The organism is Paraburkholderia nodosa (assembly GCF_001718195.1).
Lineage (GTDB): Bacteria > Pseudomonadota > Gammaproteobacteria > Burkholderiales > Burkholderiaceae > Paraburkholderia > Paraburkholderia nodosa_A.
The window spans coordinates 621,247-644,297 of record NZ_MCNV01000002.1 but is presented as its reverse complement, the minus strand read 5'-3'; the positions used below and the strand labels follow the sequence as shown (position 1 = coordinate 644,297).

The 23,051-nt window shown below is 65.4% G+C and carries 22 protein-coding genes and 1 pseudogene; 12 read left to right on the top strand and 11 right to left on the bottom strand.

Annotated elements, in window-relative coordinates; all coding sequences use genetic code 11:
* Window positions 1-25: 25 nt before the first annotated feature.
* From BFD71_RS06165 to BFD71_RS06140, 5 genes are all read left to right on the top strand, one after another.
* Window positions 26-1,858, top strand: coding sequence for a cytochrome c biogenesis protein DipZ (locus BFD71_RS06165; RefSeq protein ID WP_069262370.1), 1,833 nt, complete (start codon window positions 26-28; stop codon window positions 1,856-1,858).
* A gap of 271 nt (window positions 1,859-2,129) precedes the next feature.
* On the top strand, window positions 2,130-2,495 hold the full coding sequence (locus BFD71_RS06155) for a DUF4148 domain-containing protein (RefSeq protein ID WP_069262368.1): 366 nt from the start codon (window positions 2,130-2,132) through the stop codon (window positions 2,493-2,495).
* A gap of 51 nt (window positions 2,496-2,546) precedes the next feature.
* Window positions 2,547-3,335, top strand: a complete 789-nt coding sequence (locus tag BFD71_RS06150; RefSeq protein WP_069262367.1) for an alpha/beta fold hydrolase — start codon at window positions 2,547-2,549, stop codon at window positions 3,333-3,335.
* A 149-nt stretch (window positions 3,336-3,484) separates the two neighbouring features.
* Window positions 3,485-4,675, top strand: a complete 1,191-nt coding sequence (locus BFD71_RS06145; RefSeq protein WP_069262366.1) for an MFS transporter — start codon at window positions 3,485-3,487, stop codon at window positions 4,673-4,675.
* 43 nt (window positions 4,676-4,718) lie between these two features.
* Window positions 4,719-6,119: an amidase family protein gene (locus tag BFD71_RS06140; protein WP_069262365.1), complete on the top strand. Its 1,401-nt coding sequence runs from the start codon at window positions 4,719-4,721 to the stop codon at window positions 6,117-6,119.
* Window positions 6,120-6,131: 12 nt separating this feature from the next.
* Here the strand turns inward: BFD71_RS06140 and BFD71_RS06135 are convergent, their stop codons facing one another.
* Window positions 6,132-6,578 (bottom strand): winged helix-turn-helix transcriptional regulator, encoded by a 447-nt coding sequence (locus BFD71_RS06135; protein ID WP_069262364.1) that lies wholly within the window; start codon window positions 6,576-6,578, stop codon window positions 6,132-6,134.
* Window positions 6,579-6,696: 118 nt separating this feature from the next.
* Here BFD71_RS06135 and BFD71_RS06130 point away from each other — a divergent pair, with 118 nt between their 5' ends.
* Both BFD71_RS06130 and BFD71_RS06125 read left to right on the top strand, forming a co-directional pair.
* Window positions 6,697-7,956: an MFS transporter gene (locus BFD71_RS06130; RefSeq protein WP_069262363.1), complete on the top strand. Its 1,260-nt coding sequence runs from the start codon at window positions 6,697-6,699 to the stop codon at window positions 7,954-7,956.
* A 33-nt stretch (window positions 7,957-7,989) separates the two neighbouring features.
* Window positions 7,990-9,345, top strand: coding sequence for a pyridoxal phosphate-dependent decarboxylase family protein (locus BFD71_RS06125; RefSeq protein ID WP_069262362.1), 1,356 nt, complete (start codon window positions 7,990-7,992; stop codon window positions 9,343-9,345).
* A 48-nt stretch (window positions 9,346-9,393) separates the two neighbouring features.
* On the opposite strand, the gene BFD71_RS06120 is transcribed toward BFD71_RS06125, so the two are convergent.
* Complete coding sequence (locus tag BFD71_RS06120) at window positions 9,394-9,780, bottom strand: MAPEG family protein (RefSeq protein ID WP_069262361.1); 387 nt, start codon at window positions 9,778-9,780, stop codon at window positions 9,394-9,396.
* A 44-nt stretch (window positions 9,781-9,824) separates the two neighbouring features.
* A complete protein-coding gene (locus BFD71_RS06115) occupies window positions 9,825-11,108 on the bottom strand; it encodes a sensor domain-containing diguanylate cyclase (RefSeq protein WP_069262360.1) in 1,284 nt (427 codons plus the stop codon).
* Window positions 11,109-11,680: 572 nt separating this feature from the next.
* Here BFD71_RS06115 and BFD71_RS06105 point away from each other — a divergent pair.
* Together BFD71_RS06105 and BFD71_RS06100 are read left to right on the top strand one after the other, a co-directional pair.
* Entirely contained in the window at window positions 11,681-11,908 is a 228-nt protein-coding gene (locus BFD71_RS06105) for a hypothetical protein (protein WP_256094505.1), read from the top strand.
* A gap of 291 nt (window positions 11,909-12,199) precedes the next feature.
* A complete protein-coding gene (locus BFD71_RS06100; protein WP_069262357.1) occupies window positions 12,200-12,634 on the top strand; it encodes a phosphate-starvation-inducible protein PsiE in 435 nt (144 codons plus the stop codon).
* Window positions 12,635-12,665: 31 nt separating this feature from the next.
* On the opposite strand, the gene BFD71_RS06095 is transcribed toward BFD71_RS06100, so the two are convergent.
* From BFD71_RS06095 to BFD71_RS06070, 6 genes are all read right to left on the bottom strand, one after another.
* Window positions 12,666-13,481, bottom strand: coding sequence for an IclR family transcriptional regulator (locus tag BFD71_RS06095; protein ID WP_069262446.1), 816 nt, complete (start codon window positions 13,479-13,481; stop codon window positions 12,666-12,668).
* A 54-nt stretch (window positions 13,482-13,535) separates the two neighbouring features.
* A complete protein-coding gene (locus tag BFD71_RS06090; RefSeq protein WP_069262356.1) occupies window positions 13,536-14,264 on the bottom strand; it encodes an SDR family NAD(P)-dependent oxidoreductase in 729 nt (242 codons plus the stop codon).
* A 27-nt stretch (window positions 14,265-14,291) separates the two neighbouring features.
* Window positions 14,292-15,593: an MFS transporter gene (locus tag BFD71_RS06085; RefSeq protein ID WP_069262355.1), complete on the bottom strand. Its 1,302-nt coding sequence runs from the start codon at window positions 15,591-15,593 to the stop codon at window positions 14,292-14,294.
* 48 nt (window positions 15,594-15,641) lie between these two features.
* The gene (locus BFD71_RS06080) at window positions 15,642-16,379 is read right to left on the bottom strand and encodes an SDR family NAD(P)-dependent oxidoreductase (RefSeq protein WP_069262354.1); all 738 of its coding nucleotides are present in this window, start codon (window positions 16,377-16,379) and stop codon (window positions 15,642-15,644) included.
* Complete coding sequence (locus tag BFD71_RS06075; RefSeq protein WP_069262353.1) at window positions 16,376-16,897, bottom strand: 2,4'-dihydroxyacetophenone dioxygenase family protein; 522 nt, start codon at window positions 16,895-16,897, stop codon at window positions 16,376-16,378. The genes BFD71_RS06080 and BFD71_RS06075 overlap by 4 nt, the downstream gene beginning before the upstream one ends.
* 116 nt (window positions 16,898-17,013) lie before the next feature.
* Window positions 17,014-17,949 (bottom strand): LysR family transcriptional regulator, encoded by a 936-nt coding sequence (locus BFD71_RS06070; protein ID WP_069262352.1) that lies wholly within the window; start codon window positions 17,947-17,949, stop codon window positions 17,014-17,016.
* 174 nt (window positions 17,950-18,123) lie between these two features.
* On the opposite strand from BFD71_RS06070, the gene BFD71_RS06065 reads away from it, so the two are divergent.
* Window positions 18,124-19,263, top strand: coding sequence for an iron-containing alcohol dehydrogenase (locus BFD71_RS06065; RefSeq protein ID WP_069262351.1), 1,140 nt, complete (start codon window positions 18,124-18,126; stop codon window positions 19,261-19,263).
* 14 nt (window positions 19,264-19,277) lie between these two features.
* On the opposite strand, the pseudogene dkgB reads toward BFD71_RS06065, so the two are convergent.
* Both dkgB and BFD71_RS06055 read right to left on the bottom strand, forming a co-directional pair.
* Window positions 19,278-20,083 (bottom strand): annotated as a pseudogene (gene dkgB / locus BFD71_RS06060) (2,5-didehydrogluconate reductase DkgB).
* Between the two features lie 223 nt (window positions 20,084-20,306).
* Complete coding sequence (locus BFD71_RS06055) at window positions 20,307-21,221, bottom strand: LysR family transcriptional regulator (RefSeq protein WP_069262350.1); 915 nt, start codon at window positions 21,219-21,221, stop codon at window positions 20,307-20,309.
* Between the two features lie 117 nt (window positions 21,222-21,338).
* Here BFD71_RS06055 and BFD71_RS06050 point away from each other — a divergent pair, with 117 nt between their 5' ends.
* Both BFD71_RS06050 and BFD71_RS06045 read left to right on the top strand, forming a co-directional pair.
* On the top strand, window positions 21,339-22,091 hold the full coding sequence (locus BFD71_RS06050; protein ID WP_083245080.1) for an SDR family oxidoreductase: 753 nt from the start codon (window positions 21,339-21,341) through the stop codon (window positions 22,089-22,091).
* A 40-nt stretch (window positions 22,092-22,131) separates the two neighbouring features.
* Window positions 22,132-23,037: an SDR family oxidoreductase gene (locus BFD71_RS06045; protein ID WP_069262445.1), complete on the top strand. Its 906-nt coding sequence runs from the start codon at window positions 22,132-22,134 to the stop codon at window positions 23,035-23,037.
* The last annotated feature ends 14 nt before the right edge of the window (window positions 23,038-23,051 follow it).

The following is a 23,051-nucleotide window of genomic DNA, read 5'->3' as shown; positions in this document are numbered from 1 at the left end:
CGACATTCGTCTGGAGACCGAACTCATGTTACTCATCGTCATCGCATTCGTGGGCGGTGCGTTCACCGTCCTGAGCCCCTGCATCCTGCCGGTCGTGCCGTTCGTGTTCGCACGTTCTGAAGAACCTTTCCTTACTGGCCGGCTGCCCATGCTGCTTGGCCTCGCGCTCACGTTCGCGCTGCTCACGGGGCTCGGCGCCGCCGGCCTGAACGGCGCGGCGCAGCTGAGCGAGTACGGCCGCTGGATCGCGCTCGGGCTCTTCGCGCTGTTTGGCGCGGCGCTCCTCTTTCCCGCGCTCGCCACGCGCCTTTCCGGCCCGCTCACGGTGCTCGCCGACCGCTTCATGGCGCGCTCGCAGGACGACGGCGCGTCGCGCCGCATCGGTTCCGCCGTGCTGCTCGGCGCCGCGACGGGCCTGCTGTGGGCGCCGTGCGCGGGGCCGATCCTCGGACTCATCATCACCGGCGCGGCCCGCCACGGCGTGACCTGGCAGACGTGGGCCGCGCTCGCGGCCTATGCCGTGGGCGCCGCCAGTTCGCTCGCGGTGGTGGCGGGCCTCGGCCATCGCGCGATGGCTGCGCTCAAGCGCTCGCTCGGCGTGGGCGAGCATGTGCGGCGCGCGATGGGTGCGCTCGTGCTCCTCACGGTCGGCGCGATCGCGCTGGGCGTGGATACGCGCCTGCTTGCGCTGGTGCCGGGCGCGCCGACCAATGGCGTGGAAGCGCGCCTCGTCGATCTGCTTGCGAGCCCCGCTGCGGCACGGCAGACGCCGAGCGCGGAGCCAGCGCGTCATGAGGAGCGGGTAGCCCAGGCTCGTCCAGCGGTACGAGACGAACCAGCGGCCCACATCGTGCGCGTGTCGCTGCCGGCCCCGGCGCCCGCGGTCGATCTTCCGGTGGAAGGCCGCCTGCCGGCGCTCGACGGCGCGAACGCGTGGCTCAACTCCGCGCCGCTCACGCCCGAAGCGCTGCGCGGCAAGGTCGTGCTGGTCAACTTCTGGACGTATTCGTGCATCAATTGCCTGCGAACCCTGCCGTATCTGAAGACGTGGGCCGACCGCTACCGTAACGACGGCCTCGTCGTGATCGGTGTGCACACGCCGGAATTCGGTTTCGAGCACGACACGGGCAACGTCAAGCGCGCGCTGGCCAATCTCGACATCCGCTATCCCGTCGCTGTGGACAGCGACTACCGCATCTGGAACGCCTTCGGCAACCAGTACTGGCCGGCGTTCTATCTCGTCGATGCTCAGGGGCGCGTGCGCTATCACCACTTCGGCGAAGGCGATTACGCACAGGCGGAGCAGGCGATCCAGCAACTGCTGGCCGACAACGGCCGCGCCGCGCCCGCCGCCACGCCGACAGCACCACAGTCAAGCGGCGCGCTGGCTCCCGCGGATCAACGCGACATCGGCTCGGGCGAAACGTATGTGGGGTATCGCGAGGCGCAGGGCAATGCGAACGCGCAGCGCGTGCAAGCCGATACGGCCGCCGCGTACACGTTGCCGGGGCAGCTCGGCTTGAACCAGTGGGCGTTCGGCGGGCAGTGGAACGTGGGCGCCGAGTCCGCCGTGGCGGGCGCGCCGCAGGCGAGCATTGCCTATCGCTTCCATGCGCGCGATCTGCATCTGGTGCTCGCGCCCACTGCCGACGGCAAGCCCGCGCGCTTTCGCATCAGCATCGACGGCGCGCCGCCGGGAGCCGCGCATGGCGCCGACGTCGCAGCGGACGGCACCGGCGTCGCCACCAGCGCGCGCCTGTATCAGCTCGTGCGGCAGTCCGGCCGCATTGGAGATCACACCTTCGAGATCCGCTTTCTCGACCCGGGCGCGCACGTCTACAGCTTCACGTTCGGCTGATAAGCGCCACGCCACGCCGCGCCGCCGTGCCCTCGCGGGCCGGCGGCGTTTGCGTTATGGCTGTGCCGCGCATCGCGGAGGGCTTTTTGTAGCGCAATGTATCTGCGGGCAATTCGGACACGTTCATATGCAAACCGCGCCCCAAATGGAAACACGGCAGATACATCGGGACGTTCAAATACACCTACGCCAGCTCGATACACCCCTCGCGCTGAACTGAACCCGGTTTGAACCCGATCGCTGTCTACCTCATTCCTCTTTGGAGAACGTCATGAAAGCCCTCAAACTCCTCGCCCTCGCCGCTGTTGCCGCCGCCCCGGTTCTGTCGTTCGCTCAGTCGAACGAGCCCGTCACCCGTGCGCAGGTGCGCGCCGAACTCGTGCAGCTGCAGAAAGCCGGCTACAACCCGGCCGCCGACGAAACCCAATACCCGCGCAACATCCAGGCCGCGCTGGCGCGCGTGGAAGCCACGCAGGTCGCGCAGCAAGCCGCTTCGCCGTCGTATGGCGGTGTGACGGCCGGTTCGTCCGATGCGTCCGCTCCGCGCAAGCCGCATCACGCCATGAACGGCACGAACGCCGCGCGCGCTGCGCAGGACGATATCCCCGGCCTCGGCCCGATCTACGCGCATTCGTAATCCGCCTTTCCCGACCCACCGAACGACCCGATAAGAGAAGAGAGAAAAACGATGGCTTCGATCAAGCAGATTTTTACGTCCGTGGCGTTCCTCGGCGGCCTCTTCGCGCTGCAAGCGGCGCATGCCGCGCCGCCGCAGGACCTGAAAGGCACCAACGTCGTGCTGGTGCACGGCGCGTTCGCCGACGGCTCCAGCTGGAACCGCGTGATTCCGCTCCTCGAAGCGCGCGGCCTGCACGTCGTCGCCGTGCAGAACCCGCTCAGCTCGCTCGCCGACGACGCTGCCGCAACGAAGCGCGTGATCGAGCAGCAGAAGGGCCCGGTCGTGCTGGTCGGCCACTCGTGGGCAGGCGTCGTGATCAGCGAAGCCGGCAACGACGAGAAGGTGAAGTCGCTCGTGTACGTGGCGGCCTTCGCGCCCGACAACGGCCAGTCGATCGCCGATATCACCCAGGGCCAGCCGGACGCGCCCTGGGCAAGCGAACTGCGCAAGGACTCGGCGGGCTACCTGACGCTTTCGGACAAGGCGATCCGCGAGGACTTCGCGCCCGACCTGCCGCCCGCGCAGCAACGCATCGTGGCGGCGACCCAGGGCCCGTGGTTCAGCGGCGCCCTCTCGCAGAAGGTCACGCAGGCCGCGTGGCACGACAAGCCTTCGTATTTCGTCGTGACGGCGCGCGACCGCATGATCGCCCCCGCGCTGCAGGAATCGATGGCGAAGCACATCGGCGCAAAGGTGACACAAGTGAACGGCAGCCACGTCTCGATGCTGAGCCAGCCGAAGGCCGTGGCCGACGCGATCATCGACGCGGCGGAACACGCGCAGCAGGACGTCAAGTAACCGGCCCGCCTCGGCCGTGCGGTGGAAGCGCTTCGACTCGCGCGACCGCTCGCCCGCCGCCGACATCGCACCCGAGGAGCACCTGAATGCAACGCTGGGCACAGGGACTGATAATCTGCACACTTCCGTCATCGTCCGGAAGGCCCGCCGTGCGCCCATTCAGTGCCCTCATCATGCTCGTCGGCGTCCTGCTCGCATCGGCAGGCTATGGCGCGACGTTCCTGTTCTCCATGCACGTGCGCGCCATCGGCGGGAACGACATCAACACCGGCGTGGCGCTCGCGGGCGCGGCGCTCGGCACCTTCGTGGGCGTCTCGCTCACGGGCTGGGTCGCCCAGCATGTGGGCGCGGCGCGCATGGCCGCGCTCGCGGCGCTCTGCGTGGGCGCGGGCGTGGTGAGTTTCGCGCTCGTCGAGCAGGTGAGCAGCTTCGACGTCGTGCCCGGCTTCCTCGTGGGGTTCGGCTGGGGCGCGTTCTGCCTCGCCGCGCCCATGGCGCTCGCCGAGCGCACGAACGACGCCGAGCGCGGCCTGTGGTTCCTGCGCTTCGCCACCATGCAGATGACGGGCATCGGCGCCAGTCCGGCGCTGGCGGGCTTTGCGATCCGCTTCTGGCGCATGCCGCTTGGCGGCGTGCTCTACACGATCGGCGGCCTGTGCGTGCTGGCGGCCGTCCTGCTCGAGCTGTTCGGCCGGCTCGCGCCGCACGTGCGCTCCAGTACCGCGACGCAAGAACCGGCCTCGCCGGACCCGTGGCTCCTGAAGATGGGCGTGATCGCCCGCACGCGCGCGGTGTATCCCATCGTCATCATCGCGCTGGGCGGCTGCGTGTTCTCGGGCCTCATGACGTTCCAGATGTCGCTCGTGCAAGGCACCGAGGCGAAGGCGACGACCTTCTTCAGCGTCTACACGGTGACGGTCATCGCCACGCGCTGGCTGCTCTCGCGCGTGGTCATCAAGATGCGCTCCGAAACCGCGACGAAAGTGCTGCTCGTCATGATGGTGATGGGCAGCGCGGCGATGTTCGTCGTGCCGTTTCACGTGCTGTTTCAATCGGCGGCCGCGGTGCTGCTGGGCACCGGGTACGGGCTCGCTTACCCGATCGTCCAGCTTCAGGCCGTCAACGACTCCGTCGCCACGCACCGCCGCGCCGCGCTCACGTGGTTCGTCGCGGCGTACTTCGTCGGTGCGTTCGGGTTTCCGACCGTCGGCGGCTGGGTGCTGGTGCACGGCGGCCGCGCGGCGCTGCTCGCGCTCATCGCGGCATGCGGACTCGCGGCGCTCGCGCTGGCGGTTCTGCGCGACCGGCAGCGTGTCGAGACGTTATCGGCCAGCGCCTGAACAGGCCTGGCCACTCTTAATTTCCTAACGAACCGGAGGGATCGTGACTGAACTATGGCGTTTATCCGCAACTGAACTCGCCAAGCGGGTTCGCGCGCGCGAGGTCTCGGCACGCGAGGCCGCGAAGGCCGCGCTCGATCGTCTCGAAGCCGTCAATCCGCTCATCAACGCGGTGATCGACTACCGTCCCGAATGGGTCGTCGACCAGGCCGACAGAATCGACGCGGCGATAGCGCGCGGCGAAGACCCGGGGCCGCTCGCGGGGGTGCCCGTCACTACGAAGATCAACATCGACCAGGCGGGCTTCGCGACGACCAACGGCACGCGCCTGCAAAAGGATCTGATCGCGCAGGTCAACAGCCCGGCCGTCGAAAACCTCGTGCGCGCGGGCGCGGTGCTGCTCGGCCGCACCAATTCGCCGACCTTCGCGCTGCGCTGGTTCACGAGCAACCAGGTCCACGGGCATACGAAGAACCCGCGCAACGCATCGCTCACGCCGGGCGGCTCGAGCGGCGGTGCGGCGGCGGCGGTCACGGCCGGCATCGGGCATATCGCGCTCGGCACCGACATTGGCGGCTCGGTGCGCTACCCGGCCTATGCGTGCGGCGTGCATGGCCTGCGGCCCAGCATCGGGCGGGTGCCGGCGTTCAACGCGTCGTCGCCCGAGCGGCCGATCGGCGCGCAGATGATGTCGGGCGCGGGCCCGATGGCGCGTACGGTCGAGGACCTGCGCGTGGCGCTCGCGGCGCTTGCCGCGCCCGACCTGCGCGACCCGTGGTGGACGCCGGCGCCGCTCATCGGGCCCGACGTGCCGCGGCGCGCGGCACTCTGCCTGCGCCCGGGCGGCATGAGCATCACGAAGGAGGTGGAGGATGCTTTGCTCGACGCCGGCCGCCGACTCGCCGACGCGGGCTGGACGGTCGAGCAGATCGACGACGTGCCGCTCCTGCGTGACGCCGGCGAAGTGCAGGAACGCCTGTGGCTCGGCGACGGCTTCCCGGCGCTCGCCGACGCCGTGGCGCGTGACGGCGACCCGGGCGCGCAGGCGGTGGTGGACGGCGTGCGCGCCAAGGTCGCGGCGATGCCCGAGAACGTGGTGGTCCCGTCGCTGGTGCGCCGCACGACGCTCACGCGCGCATGGCGCTTGTTCCTTGTGGAATATCCCGTGCTGCTGCTGCCGGTTTCGGGCGAACTGCCGTTCCCCGATAACCTTGACATGCAGGGCGCGGCGGGATTCCAGCGGGTGTGGGACGCCCAGCTGACCATGCGCGCATTGCCCGCGATGGGCTTGCCGGGGCTCGTCGTTTCGACGGGGATGGTGAAGGACGTGCCGGTTGGCGTGCAGATCGTCGCCGGGCACTTCCGCGAAGACCTGTGTCTGCTGGCTGGCCAGGCCATCGAGGAACGCGGCGCGCCGCCTTCGCCCATCGACCCGGCCATGTAAGCCGGGCGGGCGTTATGCGGGCTTCTTGACCACGGTGTCGTGAGGGGCGAGCGCGTGCCCTTCGCAGGTCTGCGGAAACATCGACAGCAACGGCTTGCCCGTTGCTTTGTCGATCAACCACGAATGCCGTTCGCCGCGCTCGAACAAATGGCGCTCGCCCCACTGCTGAAGCGCGACGATCACGGGGAAGAGACTTTCCCCTTTCTTCGTTAGCACGTACTCCTGATAGGTCGTGCCGTCGGAGGCAGGCCGGGTTTCGAGAATGCCGGCCTCGACCAGATGGCTCAAACGGCCGGACAGAATATTGCGCGCCACGCCCAGATTGCGCTGAATGTCACCGAAGCGGTGAATGCCGTCGAAGACATCGCGCAGGATCATCAGCGACCACCGGTCGCCGATCACGTCGACCGAGCGCGCGACGGGGCAGGTTTCCTTCTGCATGGATTTGCGGCTTGCCATGGCGATTCTCTCTCTTGCTGGAACGTATTGACGTAATGCGTACGCCTCACGTAGTTGCATTTTAAAACCAGTCGACATACCATTCAATCAGTTTTGTTTTGAAACTGGATTGAAGATCATGGAGGCGGATTCCGTTGCGCTTGCAACGCCGGCCCGCGGCGCTCCCGTGCAGCCGCGCGCGCCGTTTTCGCGCGGCCTCGTACTGCTGTTCGCCGTAGCCAGCGGTTTGAGCGTCGCCAATGTCTACTATGCGCAGCCCTTGCTGGACGCCCTGGCGCGCGATTTCGGCATCACGCGCGCCGCGGTTGGCGGCGTGGTCACGGCGACGCAGGCCGGTTGCGCGCTGGCGCTGCTGCTACTCGTGCCGTTGGGCGACAGGGTAGAGCGTAGCCGCCTGATGATCGTGCAATTGCTGGCACTGGCGGGCGCGTTGGGCGTGGTCGGTCTCGCGCGATCCGTAACGGTGCTGCTGGCCGGCATGCTCGGTGTGGGTATGCTCGGCACGGCCATGACGCAGGGTTTGATCGCCTATGCGGCGGCCGCCGCCGCGCCCGACGAGCGCGGGCGCGTGGTGGGCGCAGCGGGCAGTGGCGTGTTCATCGGCCTGCTGCTGGCTCGCGTGTTCTCCGGCGGCGTGAGCGATCTTGCCGGTTGGCGCGGCGTGTATGGCTGTTCCGCCGCCGTCATGCTCGCCCTGGCCGTGCCGCTGTGGCGCCGGCTTCCGAAACTGGCACGCGGTGAGCCAGGCACGATGAGCTATGTACAACTGATCATCTCGATGTTCGCGTTGCTGCGCTCGGATCGCGTGCTGCAGACGCGCGGCGTGCTCGCGCTGCTGATGTTCGCGACCCTCAATATCTTCTGGAGCGCGTTGGTGCTGCCGTTGAGTGCGCCGCCCTACAATTTTTCTCATACGGCGATCGGGGCCTTCGGCATAGCCGGGGCGGCGGGCGCGCTGGCCGCTGCGCGCGCGGGCCACTGGGCCGACCGGGGTTGGGGCCAGCGCACCAGTGCGGCCGCGCTGGCGCTGCTGTTGCTGGCGTGGTGGCCGCTCTCGATGCTGGGACACTCGCTATGGATGCTGCTGGTCGGCATCGTGCTGCTCGATCTCGGCGGCCAGGCGCTGCACGTGACCAATCAAAGCCTGATTTTTCGCAGCAGCGCGCAACTGCATAGCCGGCTCGTGAGTCTATACATGCTGTTCTATGCGGTTGGCAGCGGGCTGGGCGCGATCGGCACGACGGCGACGTATGCCGCGGCGGGCTGGCATGGTGTGTGTACGCTGGGCGCGGCCGTGAGTTTGCTGGCGCTCGTGTTCTGGGCCGTCACGGTGCGCAGCATGCCGCGCGCGTCCCCGTGCGCCTGTACGTCGAATTGAAGCCTGAATGGAAACTCGAACCGGGAGACATGGATGGATGAACTGAAACTGCTGGCGGATGCCGACGCACGCGGCCTGCGCTATCTCGAAGGCAACGCCACACGGCGTGTTTTCCCCTCGAACGCAGCCATCGCGGCGCTCAGTGCGTTCGACGAGCCGCTGCCCGCGAGCGGATTACCCGCCGAAGACACGCTGTCGCTGCTCGACCGCGTAGGCTCGCCGGCGACGACGGCTTCGAACGGCCCGCGCTATTTCGGCTTCGTGATCGGCGCGGCGCTGCCTGCAGCGGCCGCGGTCGAGCGGCTCATGCTGGCGTGGGATCAGTGCGCCTCCACGTTCGACAACTCGCCGGTCGCAGCCACGGTGGAACGCATCGCGGGGCGCTGGGTGCTCGAAGCGCTCGACCTGCCACGCGAAAGCGCCGTGGGCTTCGGCACCAGCGCGACAGCGTGCACGCTCGGTGCGCTCGCTACCGCCCGGCGCGCGCTGCTCGCACGGCAAGGCTGGGACTTCGACCGCCAGGGGCTGATGGGCGCGCCCGAAATCAAGGTCGTGGTCTCGGAACTCGCTCACATTACGGTAAAGAAGGCGTTGCGCATCCTGGGCTTCGGGCTGGATCGCATCGTCTACGCGGCCGTCGATGCTCACGGCGGCGTGGATGCGGCGCGACTCCCGCCGCTCGACGACCGCACGATCCTGTGCCTGCAGGCCGGCGAGGTGAATACCGGCGAATTCGACCCGTTTGCGCCGATCATCGCGCGTGCGCGGGAGGCCGGCGCGTGGGTGCATGTCGATGGCGCGTTCGGCCTGTGGGCGCGGACCTCGTCACTGGCGGCGCTGACCGAGGGTATCGAAGGGGCCGATAGCTGGACGACCGATGCGCACAAGTGGCTGAACACGCCGTACGACTGCGCCATGGTCATTTGCCGCGATGCAACGGCGCTCGCCGAGGCGATGAACAGCGACGCGGCCTATTTGTCTGCGAGCGCCGACGCGCAGAAGAACCTCACACTGGAGTTCTCGCGCCGCGCGCGCGGCATTCCCGTATGGGCGGCGCTACGCACGCTCGGTCGCGAAGGTGTCGCGGCCATGGTCGAGCGCCATCACGCGCAGGCGCAGCGCATCGGCGCCGAACTCGAACGCCTGGGCTACGAGGTGCTCAACCGGGTCGTGCTGAACCAGGTGCTGTTCCGCGGCGCAACGGATGCCCAGACGCTGGCGCTGCGCAGCGCCGTGCAGGCTTCGGGCGAAACGTGGTTCGGCGGCACGATCTGGCAAGGGCGGCCTGCGTTGCGGATCAGCGTGTCGTCGTGGCGCACGCGGGATAAAGACATCGAGGCGCTCGTGCAGTTGCTGGCATCGCTGCGCGGCGATTCGCGTGCGCCGTAGCGAACACCGGCGACAACGTTGCGCGCACAGCGAAAGCCCATTCTCGAGTCAACGTAGCAACGCGAGACTCAGCGCGATACCCGCCGCGTAAGTGCCGAGCGCGCCGATAAATCGGGCGGGATTGGGTTTTGCCATCGAGGGAAACGCGACCAGCCCGACGACGAGCAGGCACCGGCAGACGGTCGCGGCCACGATCAGCGCGAGCGTTGCCGGCGAGGGCGAGTGTGTGCCCAGATAGAGAAACAGCGCGGCCAGGAAGGGCACATATTCGGCCGTGTTCGCATGCGCGCGCACGAACTTGTGCAGCAGGCTGGCCGGGTCCGGCGCGCATCCCGAGAGCGTGCCTTCGCGAAAGCGAAGCATGGAAATGGACAGGCCGAGGCCAAACAGCAAAAGACCCAGCACGGCCACGCAGGCCAGCGCAATTCTGTCCATGACGGCCTCCCTGGCGAAAGAAAGCGATGCGATTGTGGCGCGCGCTAGCCGACTTCCACGCGGTTGCGGCCGCTGTCTTTGGCTCGATAGAGCGCCACGTCCGCGCGTTTGACGATCGCACCGAAGTCATCCTCGCCCGGCAGGCGCTCCGTTACGCCGATGCTCACCGTAAACGGAACGGGCTTGCCCAGCCGCCATTGATGCTCGAAGTCCTGCTGCTCGATGGTCTGGCGCAATTCCTCGGCCACGGCCGTTGCCTGCTCGATATTGAACTCAGGCAGCGCGGCGACGAACTCTTCGCCGCCCCAGCGCGCAAAGACGCCAATGCGCCTGTCGCTGTTCATCACGACTTTGGCCAGCACTCGCAGCACTTCGTCGCCGATGTCGTGCCCGTAGCTGTCGTTGATCTTCTTGAAGTAATCGATATCGAGAATAAAGACGGAAAGCGTTTTGTCGGCTTCGAGAAGCTGTTCAACGGTATCGGCAAATTCTCGGCGGTTCGGCAGGCCGGTCAGCTCGTCGGTGACGGCCTGCTTCTGAAGCAGATCCATCAAGCGAACGCGGTCGGCGATATCGCGAATCACGGCGGTGAATTCGATCAGCCCGCCCACGTTGATTTTCGAAATCGCAATTTCGACGGGCAACAGCGACCCATCCCGATGCAGCCCATACACGCGGTTGCGCTCGTCCATCTGCCGCGAGCGCACGGGCGAGCGCGCAAACAGGTGGACGTATTGCGAATGATTGGCGCGGTAGCGCTCGGGCAGAAGGTCCGTGATCGGTTGGCCGAGCATTTCTTCGGCAGAGTACCCGAACAGGTTTTCCGCGGCACGATTGAATAGCGTGATGCAATGCTGCTGGTCGATCGTGATGATGGCGTCGTAGGCTGCATCGACGACCGAACGAAAGCGCGACGTGCTGACTTCCAGTTCGTGCGTCAGCAACATCTTCGTGGTGATTTCAAGGCCTGTGACCATGATTTCGAGTACGGAGACTCCGCTTTCGGCGTGGCGTATCGGCTTCAACGACAGGCGCCACCAGTGCGTTCCGTCCCTCAGGTCATAGGCTTGCTCGAGTTCCCGGGCGACGCCGGATTCGAAGCACTGGGTCAGCTTTTTGCGGAATTCGGTTCGGGCGTAGTTGGGAATGAGCGAATCGAACGGTGCCGGGAACGACTTGATCGCGCTGCGCCTGCCGCCCGTCATGCGCATGAAATGATCGTTGCAGGCCGAAACCACGAACTGGCCCCGCTCATCGCGGCCGATCATGGCCACGCTCGCAGCGATTTCGTCGACGAAATCGCGCATCATGTTCGACCAGTCGGCCATCGAGCCTCCTTTGCCCGGTTGCCCAATACACTGACGATATAGTAGTCCGCATTGCGCGGCGCGGCAGCGTAATGTGTCCCACGGACGTTTTCGAACATGCGGGTTCGCGCGCGTTCGCGCAGACCCCAGCGCGAAATCGGGGTAATTCGAAAATGCGAAGAATGCGAACGCCGAAGTCAGAATGGGAGGTAAATGCCGCGCTTTTTTACGGCATTTTTTCTTGTGCGAAGAAGCAGGGCTTCATCGGGCCTGTACGAAGCGGTGGAAGTGCGCACGAAGCGCCACTCGAAATTGCCAACGCGTGCCCGCGACGCTGGCTCGTCGTGCTGCATCTCGAGTTGAATCCGCAGCTCGCACAAGGCATGTGAGATTTAGACACGACGCACCGCTATTTTTAACACCGCTTTTACGCGTTCGGGAATACGCTGAAGTTGTGTTCACAACCTGCGAATAGCAATTCAAATCTCATGGCTTGCGCAAATCCCATCCCCCGTTACGAGATCGTGGCGCCGGCTCCGCGCTCGCGTGCAAAGGTCGTTCCGTTGCGGGCCCCGCGTGCCTGGCTCGAAGTCATGCTGACCGCGAATACCGAAGAAGCCGCGCGGGCGCATCTCGCGGCGCTGCTGCATTCCCCGCTCGGCGTCTACGTCGCGCAAACTGCCTTCGCGCGCGGCGCCATGCGTGTGCTACTCGATATCGCGCCCGAAGACATCGACTTCACGATGCATACGCTGATAGGCAGCGTGCCGGAAGCCACGATCGGCGCGTTGCGTCTGCGTACCGGCAACAAGGGGGCCTGATATGTTCGAGGGAATCCGGTTGCCCATCGTGACGCCGTTGCGCGATGGCGAGTGGATGTCGAGGCGTTGTAACTCCTGACCGACAAATACGCGAGTGACGGCGTTGCCGGCATCGCCGTGCTCAGCACGACTGGCGAGGCGGCGCTCCTGAACGACGTGGAGCGCGTGACCGCCGCGCCTTCGCCCTGATTTCGCTTCGCGCCCGCGCCCACGCGGATTTTTTTTCGCGTTTTCGAACTTTCATCTTGTCGCGCTACTATCCCCCTACTGTGTCATGGGGAAACCACGAAGATGAAGTACGAGAACGCTCTGCAACGAGCGATCAAGGAGCGCCTCGAGCGCGCTATGGAGCTGGCCGAACTGTTCGGTCTGTTGATCATCGGCATTGGCACCGTGGCCGCCATGGGCGCCCTGATCTGGCATATGGTGCATTCGGACGGCGTGACGCTGACCGACCTGCTGCTGATGTTTCTCTACCTCGAGATCTTCGCCATGGTCGGGCAGTATCTCAAGGCTGGACAGCTGCCCGTTCGCTTCCCGCTGTATATCGCCATGGTGTCGATCGCGCGGGACCTCATCCTGCGCGCGGGCGCGAACACCGAGCTGCATTTGCTGGCGTCTGCGGGCGCGATCGTGCTGATCGCGCTGGGCGTGCTGATCATCCGCTTCGGGCAGGCGAAATATCCCAGCAACACCGATGAACGGCGCGTGGAAGAGGCGAAGTAGGCCGGTCCTGCTGAAGTCGTGCCGTTTTGAGTTATCGCAAGCAAACCGGCCCGAGCCGTGCGGCAATGGTGCGGCACGCGGCGAGCAGGGGTTCGATGTAGCTCTGCTGCGCATCCGCCTGGCGGCGGAACATCGGCATGCTGACGCTCACGCAGCCCACTGCGTGACCATCGGCGCCGAGAATCGCCGCGCCGTAACACCAGATCGACTGTTCGTTTTCTTCGCGGTCTTCCGCGTAGCCGCGTTGCGCCGTGAGTTCGATCTCGTCGCGGATCGCGTCGAGGTCGGTCATCGTATGCTCGGTGAAACGCACGCGCGGCGCCTGTGCGAGCATTGGCTCGCGCTCGGGCGGCGTGAGCGTGGCGAGCCAGGCCTTGCCGACCGAACTCGACGTGAGCGCCACGCGCGTGCCGATACGCGAAGCCATGCGCACGGCGTGCGGACTTTCGAGCTTTTCGATGTACACCATCGCGCCGTCGCTGGGCACGGCGAGGTGCACTGTTTCCGAGGTGGTGTTGCGCAGTTCCATGAGCGCGTCGACGGCGGCGATGCGCAGGTCGGATCGCTCCCAGCTGCGGCTCGCGAGATTCACGAGACGCGGCCCGAGCGCGAACGTATTGCCGCCGCCCACCGCCGCGACGAGCCCTTCGGCTTGCAGCGCGGCGACGATGCGATGCACGGTCGGGCGCGGATAGCCGCTCGCGGCCACGAGCTTCGCGATGTTCGGCGGCGTGCTGGCATCAGCGATGAGCTGCAGCACGGCGATGAACTTCGAAAAGGCGGCCGTGCCGGCAACGCCCTTGGCGTCGCCGGATTGGGAGGAGGTGGGGGAATCAGTGGTCGACATCGGAAAGCTAGCGGGCGCCATGTGTGGCGCCATTATGCCCGCAATTCCTGCGGATCAGGCGCACAGATAGCCGCCGTCCACGGGCACGATCGCGCCCGTCATGAACGAAGCGGCGGGCGAGCAGAGAAACGCGGCCACGTTCGCGACTTCTTCGGGCTGCCCCCAACGCTTCATCGGCGTACGCTCGAGGATGCCCTGCGAGCGGCCGCCGTCGTCCTGCAGCGCCTGGGTGAGGGGCGTCGCGATCCAGCCGGGCGCGAGTGCATTGACACGGATATTGTCGGGCGCATAGGCAATGGCGAGCGAGCGCGTGAGCTGCGCCACGCCGCCCTTGCTGGCGCTATAGGCCGGCACGAGACCGCCGCCGAAAAAGCTCAGCATCGAAGCCGTGTTCACGATGCAGCCGGAAGAAGCCCTGAGCAGCTCGCGCGCGCTCGAACACACACGCATGGTGCCGTTGAGATTGATATCGAGCACGCGCTCGAACGCCTCGATCTGGTGCTCTTCGCCGCGGCTGATCACACCCGCGCAGTTCACGACGATATCGAGCCGCTCGCAGCCATTAACCAGTCGCGTCACGTCTTCGCTCGAACGCACGTCGAGCGAGGCGCGTTGCACGCCGGCATCGAGTACGTCCGGCGTGCCGGCGGGAGGCGGCAGGCCGGCGGCCGTGGTGTGTGCGCCGAGTTGTGCGAGCCGGTTGGCAATGGCCGCGCCGATGCCGGAGTGGCCGCCCGTCACGAGCGCGACCTTGCCCGCGAGAAAATTGTCCTTGAATGTCATGATGCGTAGTGCGAATGAATAGATGAATCAGGTGGGTTGGGTCGCTGCCGCCCGGCGCTCGTTTTCAGGCACGACTTCCCTGACGACGAAGAGATAGACGAACGCGGCGGCGAACGCCACCGCTGCGCTGATGAGCAGGGCGTTCACGAACGAATGCGTCTGGTCGACCACGATGCCGGTGATGACCGGCGCAAACGAGCCGCCGAAATAGCCGCCGAAATTCTGCATGCTGCCGAGCGACGCCACGAGATGGCGGGGAGCCGCCACGCTCACGAGCGCCCAGGCCGCGCCGCTCGACATGTTCACGAAGAACATCGCGACGGAAACATAGGTAATGGCGAGCGCGGTGCTCGGCGTGTAGGCGGCCGGCACGGTGAAGGCCGCCGCGCCGATCAGCCCGACGCACAGCGGCCACTTGCGGCTGCGGATCGGCGCCATGCCGCGCTTGAGCAGGTAATCGGAAATAAAGCCGCTGCTGGCCATGCCGATCGTGCCGAACACATAGGGAATGGCGACGAGCCAGCCCGTATGCGCGATGGAGATATGGCGCTCCTTCTCCAGATAGCCGGGCAGCCAGGTGAGATAGAGCCACACCATGTAGATCACGCCCATGAAGCCGAAGATCATGCCCCACGTGTTGCGCTGCTTGAGCAGCATGCCCCATTCGGCGAAGCTCAGTGCGCTCTTCTTCGGTGCTTCGGTCGCGCCGTCTTCGAGCCATGCCGTTTCTTCGGACGTGAGCACGACCTGATCGCGGTTGCGATAGACCACATACCAGCCGACCGAGACGAGCACACCCAGCACACCCATGATGATGAACATCGGACGCCAGCCGAACGAGAGCATCAGCGCGGTGAGCAGTGGCGGCGCGATCATCGGCGCGATGGTCGAGGAGGAGACGAACGTGCCGGTTGGCGCGCCGCGTTCGCGCACGGCGAACCATTCGTGAATGACCTTGGCGCCCGCCGGAAAGAGCGGCGCTTCGGCGATGCCCAGCACCACGCGCGCCGCCAGAAAATGATTGAGCGTTTGAATGAAGCCCCCCGTGACCTGCGCGAGCGACCACACCAGCATGCCGAGCCCGAGCATCACGCGCGAGCCGAAACGGTCGAGCATCGCGCCCACCGGCAATTGCGCGAACGCATAGGCGAGCGAGAACGCCGAAAGCAGCAAGCCCATTTGCGAAGCGTTCAGATGCAGTTCCTCCGCCACCGAATGGTTGGCGATGGAAAGCGTGCTGCGGTCCAGGTAGTTCACGATGCCCGCTATCGTCAGAAAGGCGATGGCGATCGTCTGGGTGCGTTTGAGCCGTTGCGATTTTTTGATCATGGGTCGTCTCCTTTTGGCTGTTATCGTGTGGGTGTCTTTGGGCGTGTATCAGTACGTGGCGCGGCCGCCGGAAAGATCGAATATCGCGCCGGTGCTGAACGTACAGGAATCCGAACAAAGCCATAGCGCGAGATCGGCGACTTCATCCACGGTGCCGAGCCGCCCGAGCGGACTCTTGTCGATCATCGTCTGCACGTGGGCGGGCGCCATCTGCGCGAGCAGCGGTGTTTCTACGGCAGCGGGCGCAATGCCGTTGACGAGAATGCCCGTTCGCGCGAGTTCCTTGCCGAGCGATTTGGTGAGCGCGATTACACCGGCCTTCGCCGCGCTGTAGGCGGACGCGTTCGGCGTGCCCTCCTTGCCCGCGAGCGATGCCACATTGACGATGCGCCCCGAACCGGCGCGGCGCATGGCGGGCACGACGAAGCGGCAAACGTGATAGGTGCCCACCAGATTGACGTCGACGATGCGTTGCCATTCGGCGGGATCGTAGGCGTCGAGCGGCACGGTCGAACCGGCGAAACCCGCATTGTTCACGAGGTAGTCGATGCGCCCGAATTCGGCGAGCGTCGCTGCCAGCGCCGCTTCGATCGTCTCGGGGCGCGTGACGTCGGCTTCGATGTGACGGGGCGCGTCCTGCGTATCCAGCGGGCCGGGCACGCGGTCCCAGTTGACCGTGCGCGCCCCGCCGCGCGCGAACGCATTGCAGATCGCGCGGCCGATGCCGCCCGCCGCGCCGGTCACGACGGCCACGCGCCCCGCGAAATCGTACTGGGCGCGGGTCATCGGATGAACTGATCCACGTAATCCTCGCCAAGACCCACCGCCGCGTAATGCTTGCGGCACATGTCGATCTTCGTGAACACGTCCTCATAGCCCGTGTAGTTGCCCCACGGATCGCAATAGAACATGACGCCGTTGACCTGGAAGTAGGTGATCATTTCCTCGACGTCTTCCGGTACGTAGAGCGTATGCGTTTCGCCGGGCGGCTCGAACACGTAGCTGCCTTCGGTCGCTTCCCAGTCGTGCTCCAGATAGCGCCAGCGGCCCTTGAGCACCATGCCGTGAACGGCCTGCGGATGCCGATGCCTGCTCAGGACACCTGATTTACGCACGCGCAGCAAATTCATCCAGTAGCCCTGTGCCGTGTTCAGGCACAGCGGACGGAACCATACGTTCTCGGCCTGGGGTACCCACACGCGCTCGTCGGTGGGGATAGCGTGGGGAATGACGATTTCCTGCTGCGCTTCCTTGGGGAACGGAAGCTGATACGGCGTCATGGGGGAATAGGGCTTGTCCGTCATCAATTGCTCTCATTATGTCCATAATATGGACGATAAGTCCACGATATGGTTCATTGTGCGGGAGGGATTTGATTCAGGTCAATGCCAGGGTTTCCCCGCGCCGGCTTTCGCGCGCTTCAGAATTCAATGCCCTGCTTGTCGCACAGCGTTTCGATGAGCAGCCGCGCCGCGGGGGCGAGCGGCGCACCCTGGCGCGTGACCAGCTCATACGGTTCGCTACGGGAAGCGAGGCGCAGCGGCAGGATGCAGGCCATCTCCTGGCTCGCGAAGAACTGCGCAACGTCGATCGACACCAGCGCGACGAACGAGGGATTGCCTTGCAGCAGCGCCAGCGTGGCGAACGCGGAGGTCGTTTCGAGCAGATGCGTGGGAAAGCGCAGTTCGGCCTCGCGAAACTCGCGTTCGAGCAACAGCCGCATGGGCATGTTGGCGCGGTAGACCACCCAGCGATACTTCTCCGTGTCCTTGAGGGTGAGCTTCTTCGCGCGGTGCAGCGGATGCCGCACGTTGGCGATCACGGCGAGCGTTTCGTCCTGCAGCTTGAGGCTCTCGTAGAGATGCGGCGTCTGGCTGACCGTGGTGCGGCAGATCGCGAGATCGAGCCGGCCCGCATCGATCTGGCTCAGCAGCGCAGCACTCGTGTCTTCGACGATTTCAACCGACATTTCCGGATGCGCCGCGATCAGCGTGGAAATCGCGTCGGTCAGCAGCGGCACCGCGCCCATGATGACCCCCACCGCTACGCGTCCGCCACGCCCGCGCGAGAGTCCGACAAGCTCCTCGCGCAAATGCGTGAGATCGGTGTGGATCAAGCGCGCGTAGCGGATCGCGCAGTGACCGGCCTCGGTGGGCTCGAGACCTCGATTGGTGCGATTGAAGAGCGCGGTGCCAAAGGTCGTTTCGATCTCCTGCAATGCCTTGCTGGCGCCGGGCTGCGTGAGTGAGACCTGTTGGGCGGCCTTCAGCAGCGAGCCGTGATCGCCCAGGGCGATCAACAGCCGAAGTTGCTTCACATGGAGGCGGGAGATGATCGAGTTGAGCGACGGGGTCATGGGGTTGAGGAAAAGTTATAGCTGTATCAAATCTTCTCAATTACCGCGTAAAAGGCGTCTCCCTATACTGGCCAAAAATAATAGCACTACGCGGCCGAAATGCGGTAGTTGCATTGGCGTTGCCAGCGTTTGCCGCCGCAACGGCCGAATTCACTATAACTGAAGCTCAATCCTATGTCCCTCATCAACTACGTCACGCAGATCCAGTTCGATTTTGGCGCCATTCATTTGCTCCAGAACGAATGCGAACGTGTGGGCATCAGCCGGCCATTGATCGTCACGGACAAGGGCGTACGCGCGGCGGGGATCGTCGATAGCGTGCTGGGCGCTCTGGCAGGCGTTGCGCCCGCAACGATCTACGACGGTACCCCTCCCAATCCGAGCGAAGCGGCCGTGCGTGAGGCCGTGGCGGCCTATCTTGCAGGGGAGTGCAACGGCATCGTCGCCGTTGGCGGTGGCTCCGCCATTGACCTCGCCAAAGGCGTCGCCGTTTGCGCGACGCACGAAGGACCGCTGCAGCGCTTCGCGGTGATCGAAGGCGGCGCGGTGAACATCACGGCGAAGACGGCCCCGGTGATCGCCGTGCCGACGACCGCGGGCACCGGCAGCGAAGTGGGGCGCGGCGCCATTCTGATTCTCGACGACGGTCGCAAGGTCGGTGTGATATCCCCGTACGTGGTGCCGCGCGTCGCGATTTGCGATCCGGAACTCACGCTGGGCTTGCCGCCCGGTTTGACGGCGGCGACGGGCATGGATGCGATCGCGCATTGCATGGAGACTTTTCTCGCGCCCGCCTTCAATCCGCCCGCGGACGGCATTGCGCTGGACGGCTTGTGGCGCGCGTGGCGTCATATCGAGCGCGCGACGCGCGATGGCGGCGACCGCGTGGCGCGGCTGAACTTGATGAGCGCGTCGATGCAGGGCGCGCTTGCGTTCCAGAAGGGTCTGGGTTGCGTGCACAGCCTGAGCCATTCGCTCGGCGGCATCAACCCGCGTTTGCATCATGGCACGCTGAACGCGATTTTCCTGCCGGCTGTGCTGCGGTTCAACGAGGCAGCGCCTTCGGTGCGCGAGGAAGGCAAGCTCGACCGCCTCGCGACGGCAATGGGGCTAGGCAGCGGCGCCGAAGTGGCGCCTGCCGTGCGTACGATGACCGAGCGCCTGGGTTTGCCGACGGGCCTCGCGCAACTCGGTGTGAACGCCGGGCTGTTCCCCGAGATCATCAAGGGCGCGCTCAAGGATCACAGCCACAAGACCAATCCGCGCGAGGCCTCCGAAGACGATTACCGCGCCATGCTCGAATCGTCGATGTAACGCGGCGCGGCGTTTTAGTCCCACTGCGGGGCGAGGCCCGTAGGGCTCACTTCACGACCGTTGCGTTCGAGCGCGGCGATCTGCACCATGTCGTCATCGTGAGTTCCAGCGTTTGCGCGAGCAGGTTGCTGGTCAGGTTCTCGCGCTTCGTCGAAGAGGGAATGACGGAGTAGTTCAGGCGCAGTGTCCAGGCGAGCGCCACCTGCGCGGGCGTGGCGTGGCGCCGTTCGGCAATCGCGCCGACGACCGGATCGCCGAGCACCTTGCCGTAGGCGAGCGTCATGTACGACGTCACGTGAATGCCTTCCTGCTTCAGGAACTCAACGAGCTTGCGATTCTGCAGATAAGGGCTCAACTCGATCTGGTTGGTCGCGATGTTTTCCTTGCCGACCACTGCGACAGCCTGCTTCGTCAGCTCGATATTGAAATTGGAAATGCCGATCTGTCCGGTCAGCCCTTTCAATTTCGCCTCGGCCAGTGCGCGCATGAATTCTTCGAGCGGTACGCCGTTGTTGGGCGCGGGTCAATAAATCAGCGTGAGATCGACTGCGTCAGTGCGCAGCTTCTTCAGGCTCTCCTTCAGGCTCGGCACCAGCTTTTCACGCGCGTAGTTGTCGACCCAGATCTTGGTCGTGAGAAAGAGATTGTCGCGCGCGATGCCGGAAGCGGCGATCGCTTCGCCGACTTCGGCCTCGTTGCGGTAGATCTGCGCGGTATCGATGGCGCGGTAGCCGACTTCGAGGCCGTTACGCAGGGAGTCGATCACAGCCTGGCCTTGCAGGCGGAACGTGCCGAGGCCGAATGCGGGAATCTTGCGCATGTTGCTCTCCACCAAAAATGATTTGGTAACCTAATCGAAAATAGTGATTTAACGCGAGCGCCGGCTCATGACGATCCAGGACGAGGACGAGTGCAACGCCGCCAAGCGCGACGAACGCTGCAGCGTAGACCGAGGTCGCGGTCGAGCATGGCATCGTGCCTGGTGGGGGCACCGGCTAGTTGGGCCACTTAGCCCGAAGCGTTCGCATGAGCGAAGTCCGGCGTTATCGCGGCTTCAACACTGTCGTCATATATTCCGTCGCGAATTCTGTGAATGCCTGCACGCGCAGCGGCAGCCGCCTTTGAACGGGATAGACGATTTGCGCGGCGAGTGGTTTCGCCTGCCATTTCGGCAAGACGCGCACGAGGCGGCCCGATATCAGATCCTCCTCGATCAGCCATTCCGGCAACACGGCCAGGCCCAGCCCCATGCGCGCGGCCTCGCGCATGCTCGTCACCCCCTCCGAGATCATCACGGGCGCGATCTGCAACGTATACGTTGCCGCGCCCGAATACAGCGTGACATCTCTCGAACCGCCGAATTGCCGGCTCGAAAGTGCGATCCACGGTAAGGCCTGGAGACTTTCCGGTTTGCTGGCGAACTTGTGATCCTTGAGGAAGGCGGGCGAGGCAACCGGATAGCGGCGGATCTCGCCCAGCGAGCGCGCCACGACGCGATCGTCAGTGAGCACGCCAGCGACGATACCCGCGTCGCAGCCCTCTTCGATCATGTGCAGCGGGCGGTTCGAATAGGCCAGCTCCATTCTCACTGCCGGGTGCGCCTGGATAAAGCTGCTGATCATCCGGCTCACCACGGACTGGCCAAAGTCGATGGTGGAGAACACGCGGATATTGCCGCTCAGCGCGCTCTGGTCGCGCCGCATGCGCTGCGCGGACTCCTCGGCTAGCGCGAGCAGCGCCTGGGCGTCGGCAAGGAATTGGTGGCCGGTTTCGGTGAGGCTCATGCGGTGCGTGTCGCGCCGCAGCAGCGCCGCGCCGCATTGATCTTCGAGCGAACGCAACTGGCGGCTCAGCGTGGGCTGGCTCAGATTCAGCTTGCGGGCCGCCGCGGAGATGCTGCCGCTCTCCACGATGGCAACGAAGGCCTGCAGCAGGCCCAGGTCGTTGAATATGGTCATACGCCGGGAGCATAACCGATATTCTGGCTATGCGGCTACCGTGGAGCGTTGGCTGGCGGGAAGATGCACCCATCGCATCACGTTGCATCACCCACCCAACCGGAACGGAGAGTCACCATGAGCACGCAAGCCAACACCAGCAAAGTCGCGATCGTCACCGGCGCTTCCCGCGGGATCGGCGCATCGATCGCCAGACGCCTCGCGGGCGAAGGCATCGCAGTCGTCGTCAACTACGCCGGCCGCGCCGCAGACGCCAATGCGGTCGTGGAGGACATCAAGGCCGCGGGCAGTCGCGCCGCGGCGATTCAGGCAGACGTGGCCGTGCCCGCCCAGGTGGCCGCAATGTTCGACCAGGCCATTACGCTCTTCGGCGGCGTGGATATCGTGGTGAACAACGCGGGCATCATGCAGCCGGGCCTCGTCAATCTGGCCGATACCGATGACGCCCTGTTCGACCGGCTCGTCGCGATCAACCTCAAGGGCACCTTCAATACGCTGCGCATTGCCGCGAAGAAGCTGCGCCAGGGCGGCCGCATCGTCAACTTTTCGAGCAGCATCCAGGCGCTCGCGCTGCCGGGCTACTCGGTGTACGCCGCCACCAAGGCCGCCGTGGAAGCGATGACCAACATCTTCGCCAAGGAACTGCGCGGCCGCAATATCACGGTGAATGCGGTCGCCCCCGGGCCTACCGCAACCGAACTGTTCCTCAAGGACAAGACGCCCGAGCAGATCGAACGCCTCGCAAAGATGCCGCCGCTCGAACGGCTCGGCCAGGCGGACGACATCGCCGAGGTGGTCTCGTTCCTTGTCGGCAACGGCGCAGGCTGGATCGACGGTCAAACGATCCGTGTGAACGGCGGCATTGTTTGATGTCCTGATCAAGCGTTTCATGACGAACAAGGAGCCCATCATGAAGAAGGTCATTGTCGTTACCGGCGCATCGAGCGGTTTTGGCCGCCTCGCTGCCGAAGCACTCGCGAGCGCCGGTCATACCGTCTACGCGTCCATGCGCGCGAGCGCCGGGCGCAACGCCCCGGTCGTCGCGCAGATGGCGGAATTTTCGCTGCACAAGGGCGTGGATCTGCGCACCGTCGAACTCGACGTGCAGTCACAGGCGTCCGTGGACGCGGGCATCGCCCGCGTAATTGCCACAAGCGGGCGTATCGATGTGATCGTCCACAACGCGGGCCACATGGCCTTCGGGCCGGCCGAAGCGTTCAGCCCGGAGCAGTATGCACACCTGTACGACATCAACGTGCTGGGCACGCAGCGGGTGAACCGCGCGGTGCTGCCGCACATGCGCGAGCGGCGGGAGGGCCTCGTGGTGTGGGTGTCGAGCAGCAGTTCCGCGGGCGGCACGCCGCCTTATCTCGCGCCGTATTTTGCGGCGAAGGCCGCCATGGATGCGATTGCGGTGCAGTACGCACGCGAGCTTGCGCGCTGGGGCATCGAAACGTCGATCATCGTGCCGGGCGCCTTCACCTCGGGCACGAATCACTTTTCGCATGCGGGCAGCCCGGAAGACAAGGGCGTCGTCGCTGCCTATGAAGCCGGCCCCTATGCCGGGTTCGGCGAACAGATCCAGGAGGCGTTTGCCGCCATCGTGCCGCCGCAAGCCGACGTGGGCCTCGTGGCCGAGGCGATCGTCGATGTGGTCGATGCCCCCTTCGGGAAGCGGCCCTTCCGGGTGCACGTGGACCCGACCCAGGATGGCGCGGACGTTGGCTTTGCCGTACTGGACCGCGTGCGGGCGGAGATGCTGCATCGCGTGGGCCTCTCCGACCTGCTCGTGCCGCGCGGGCACGGCGATGCGTGATGCCACCGGCGGCG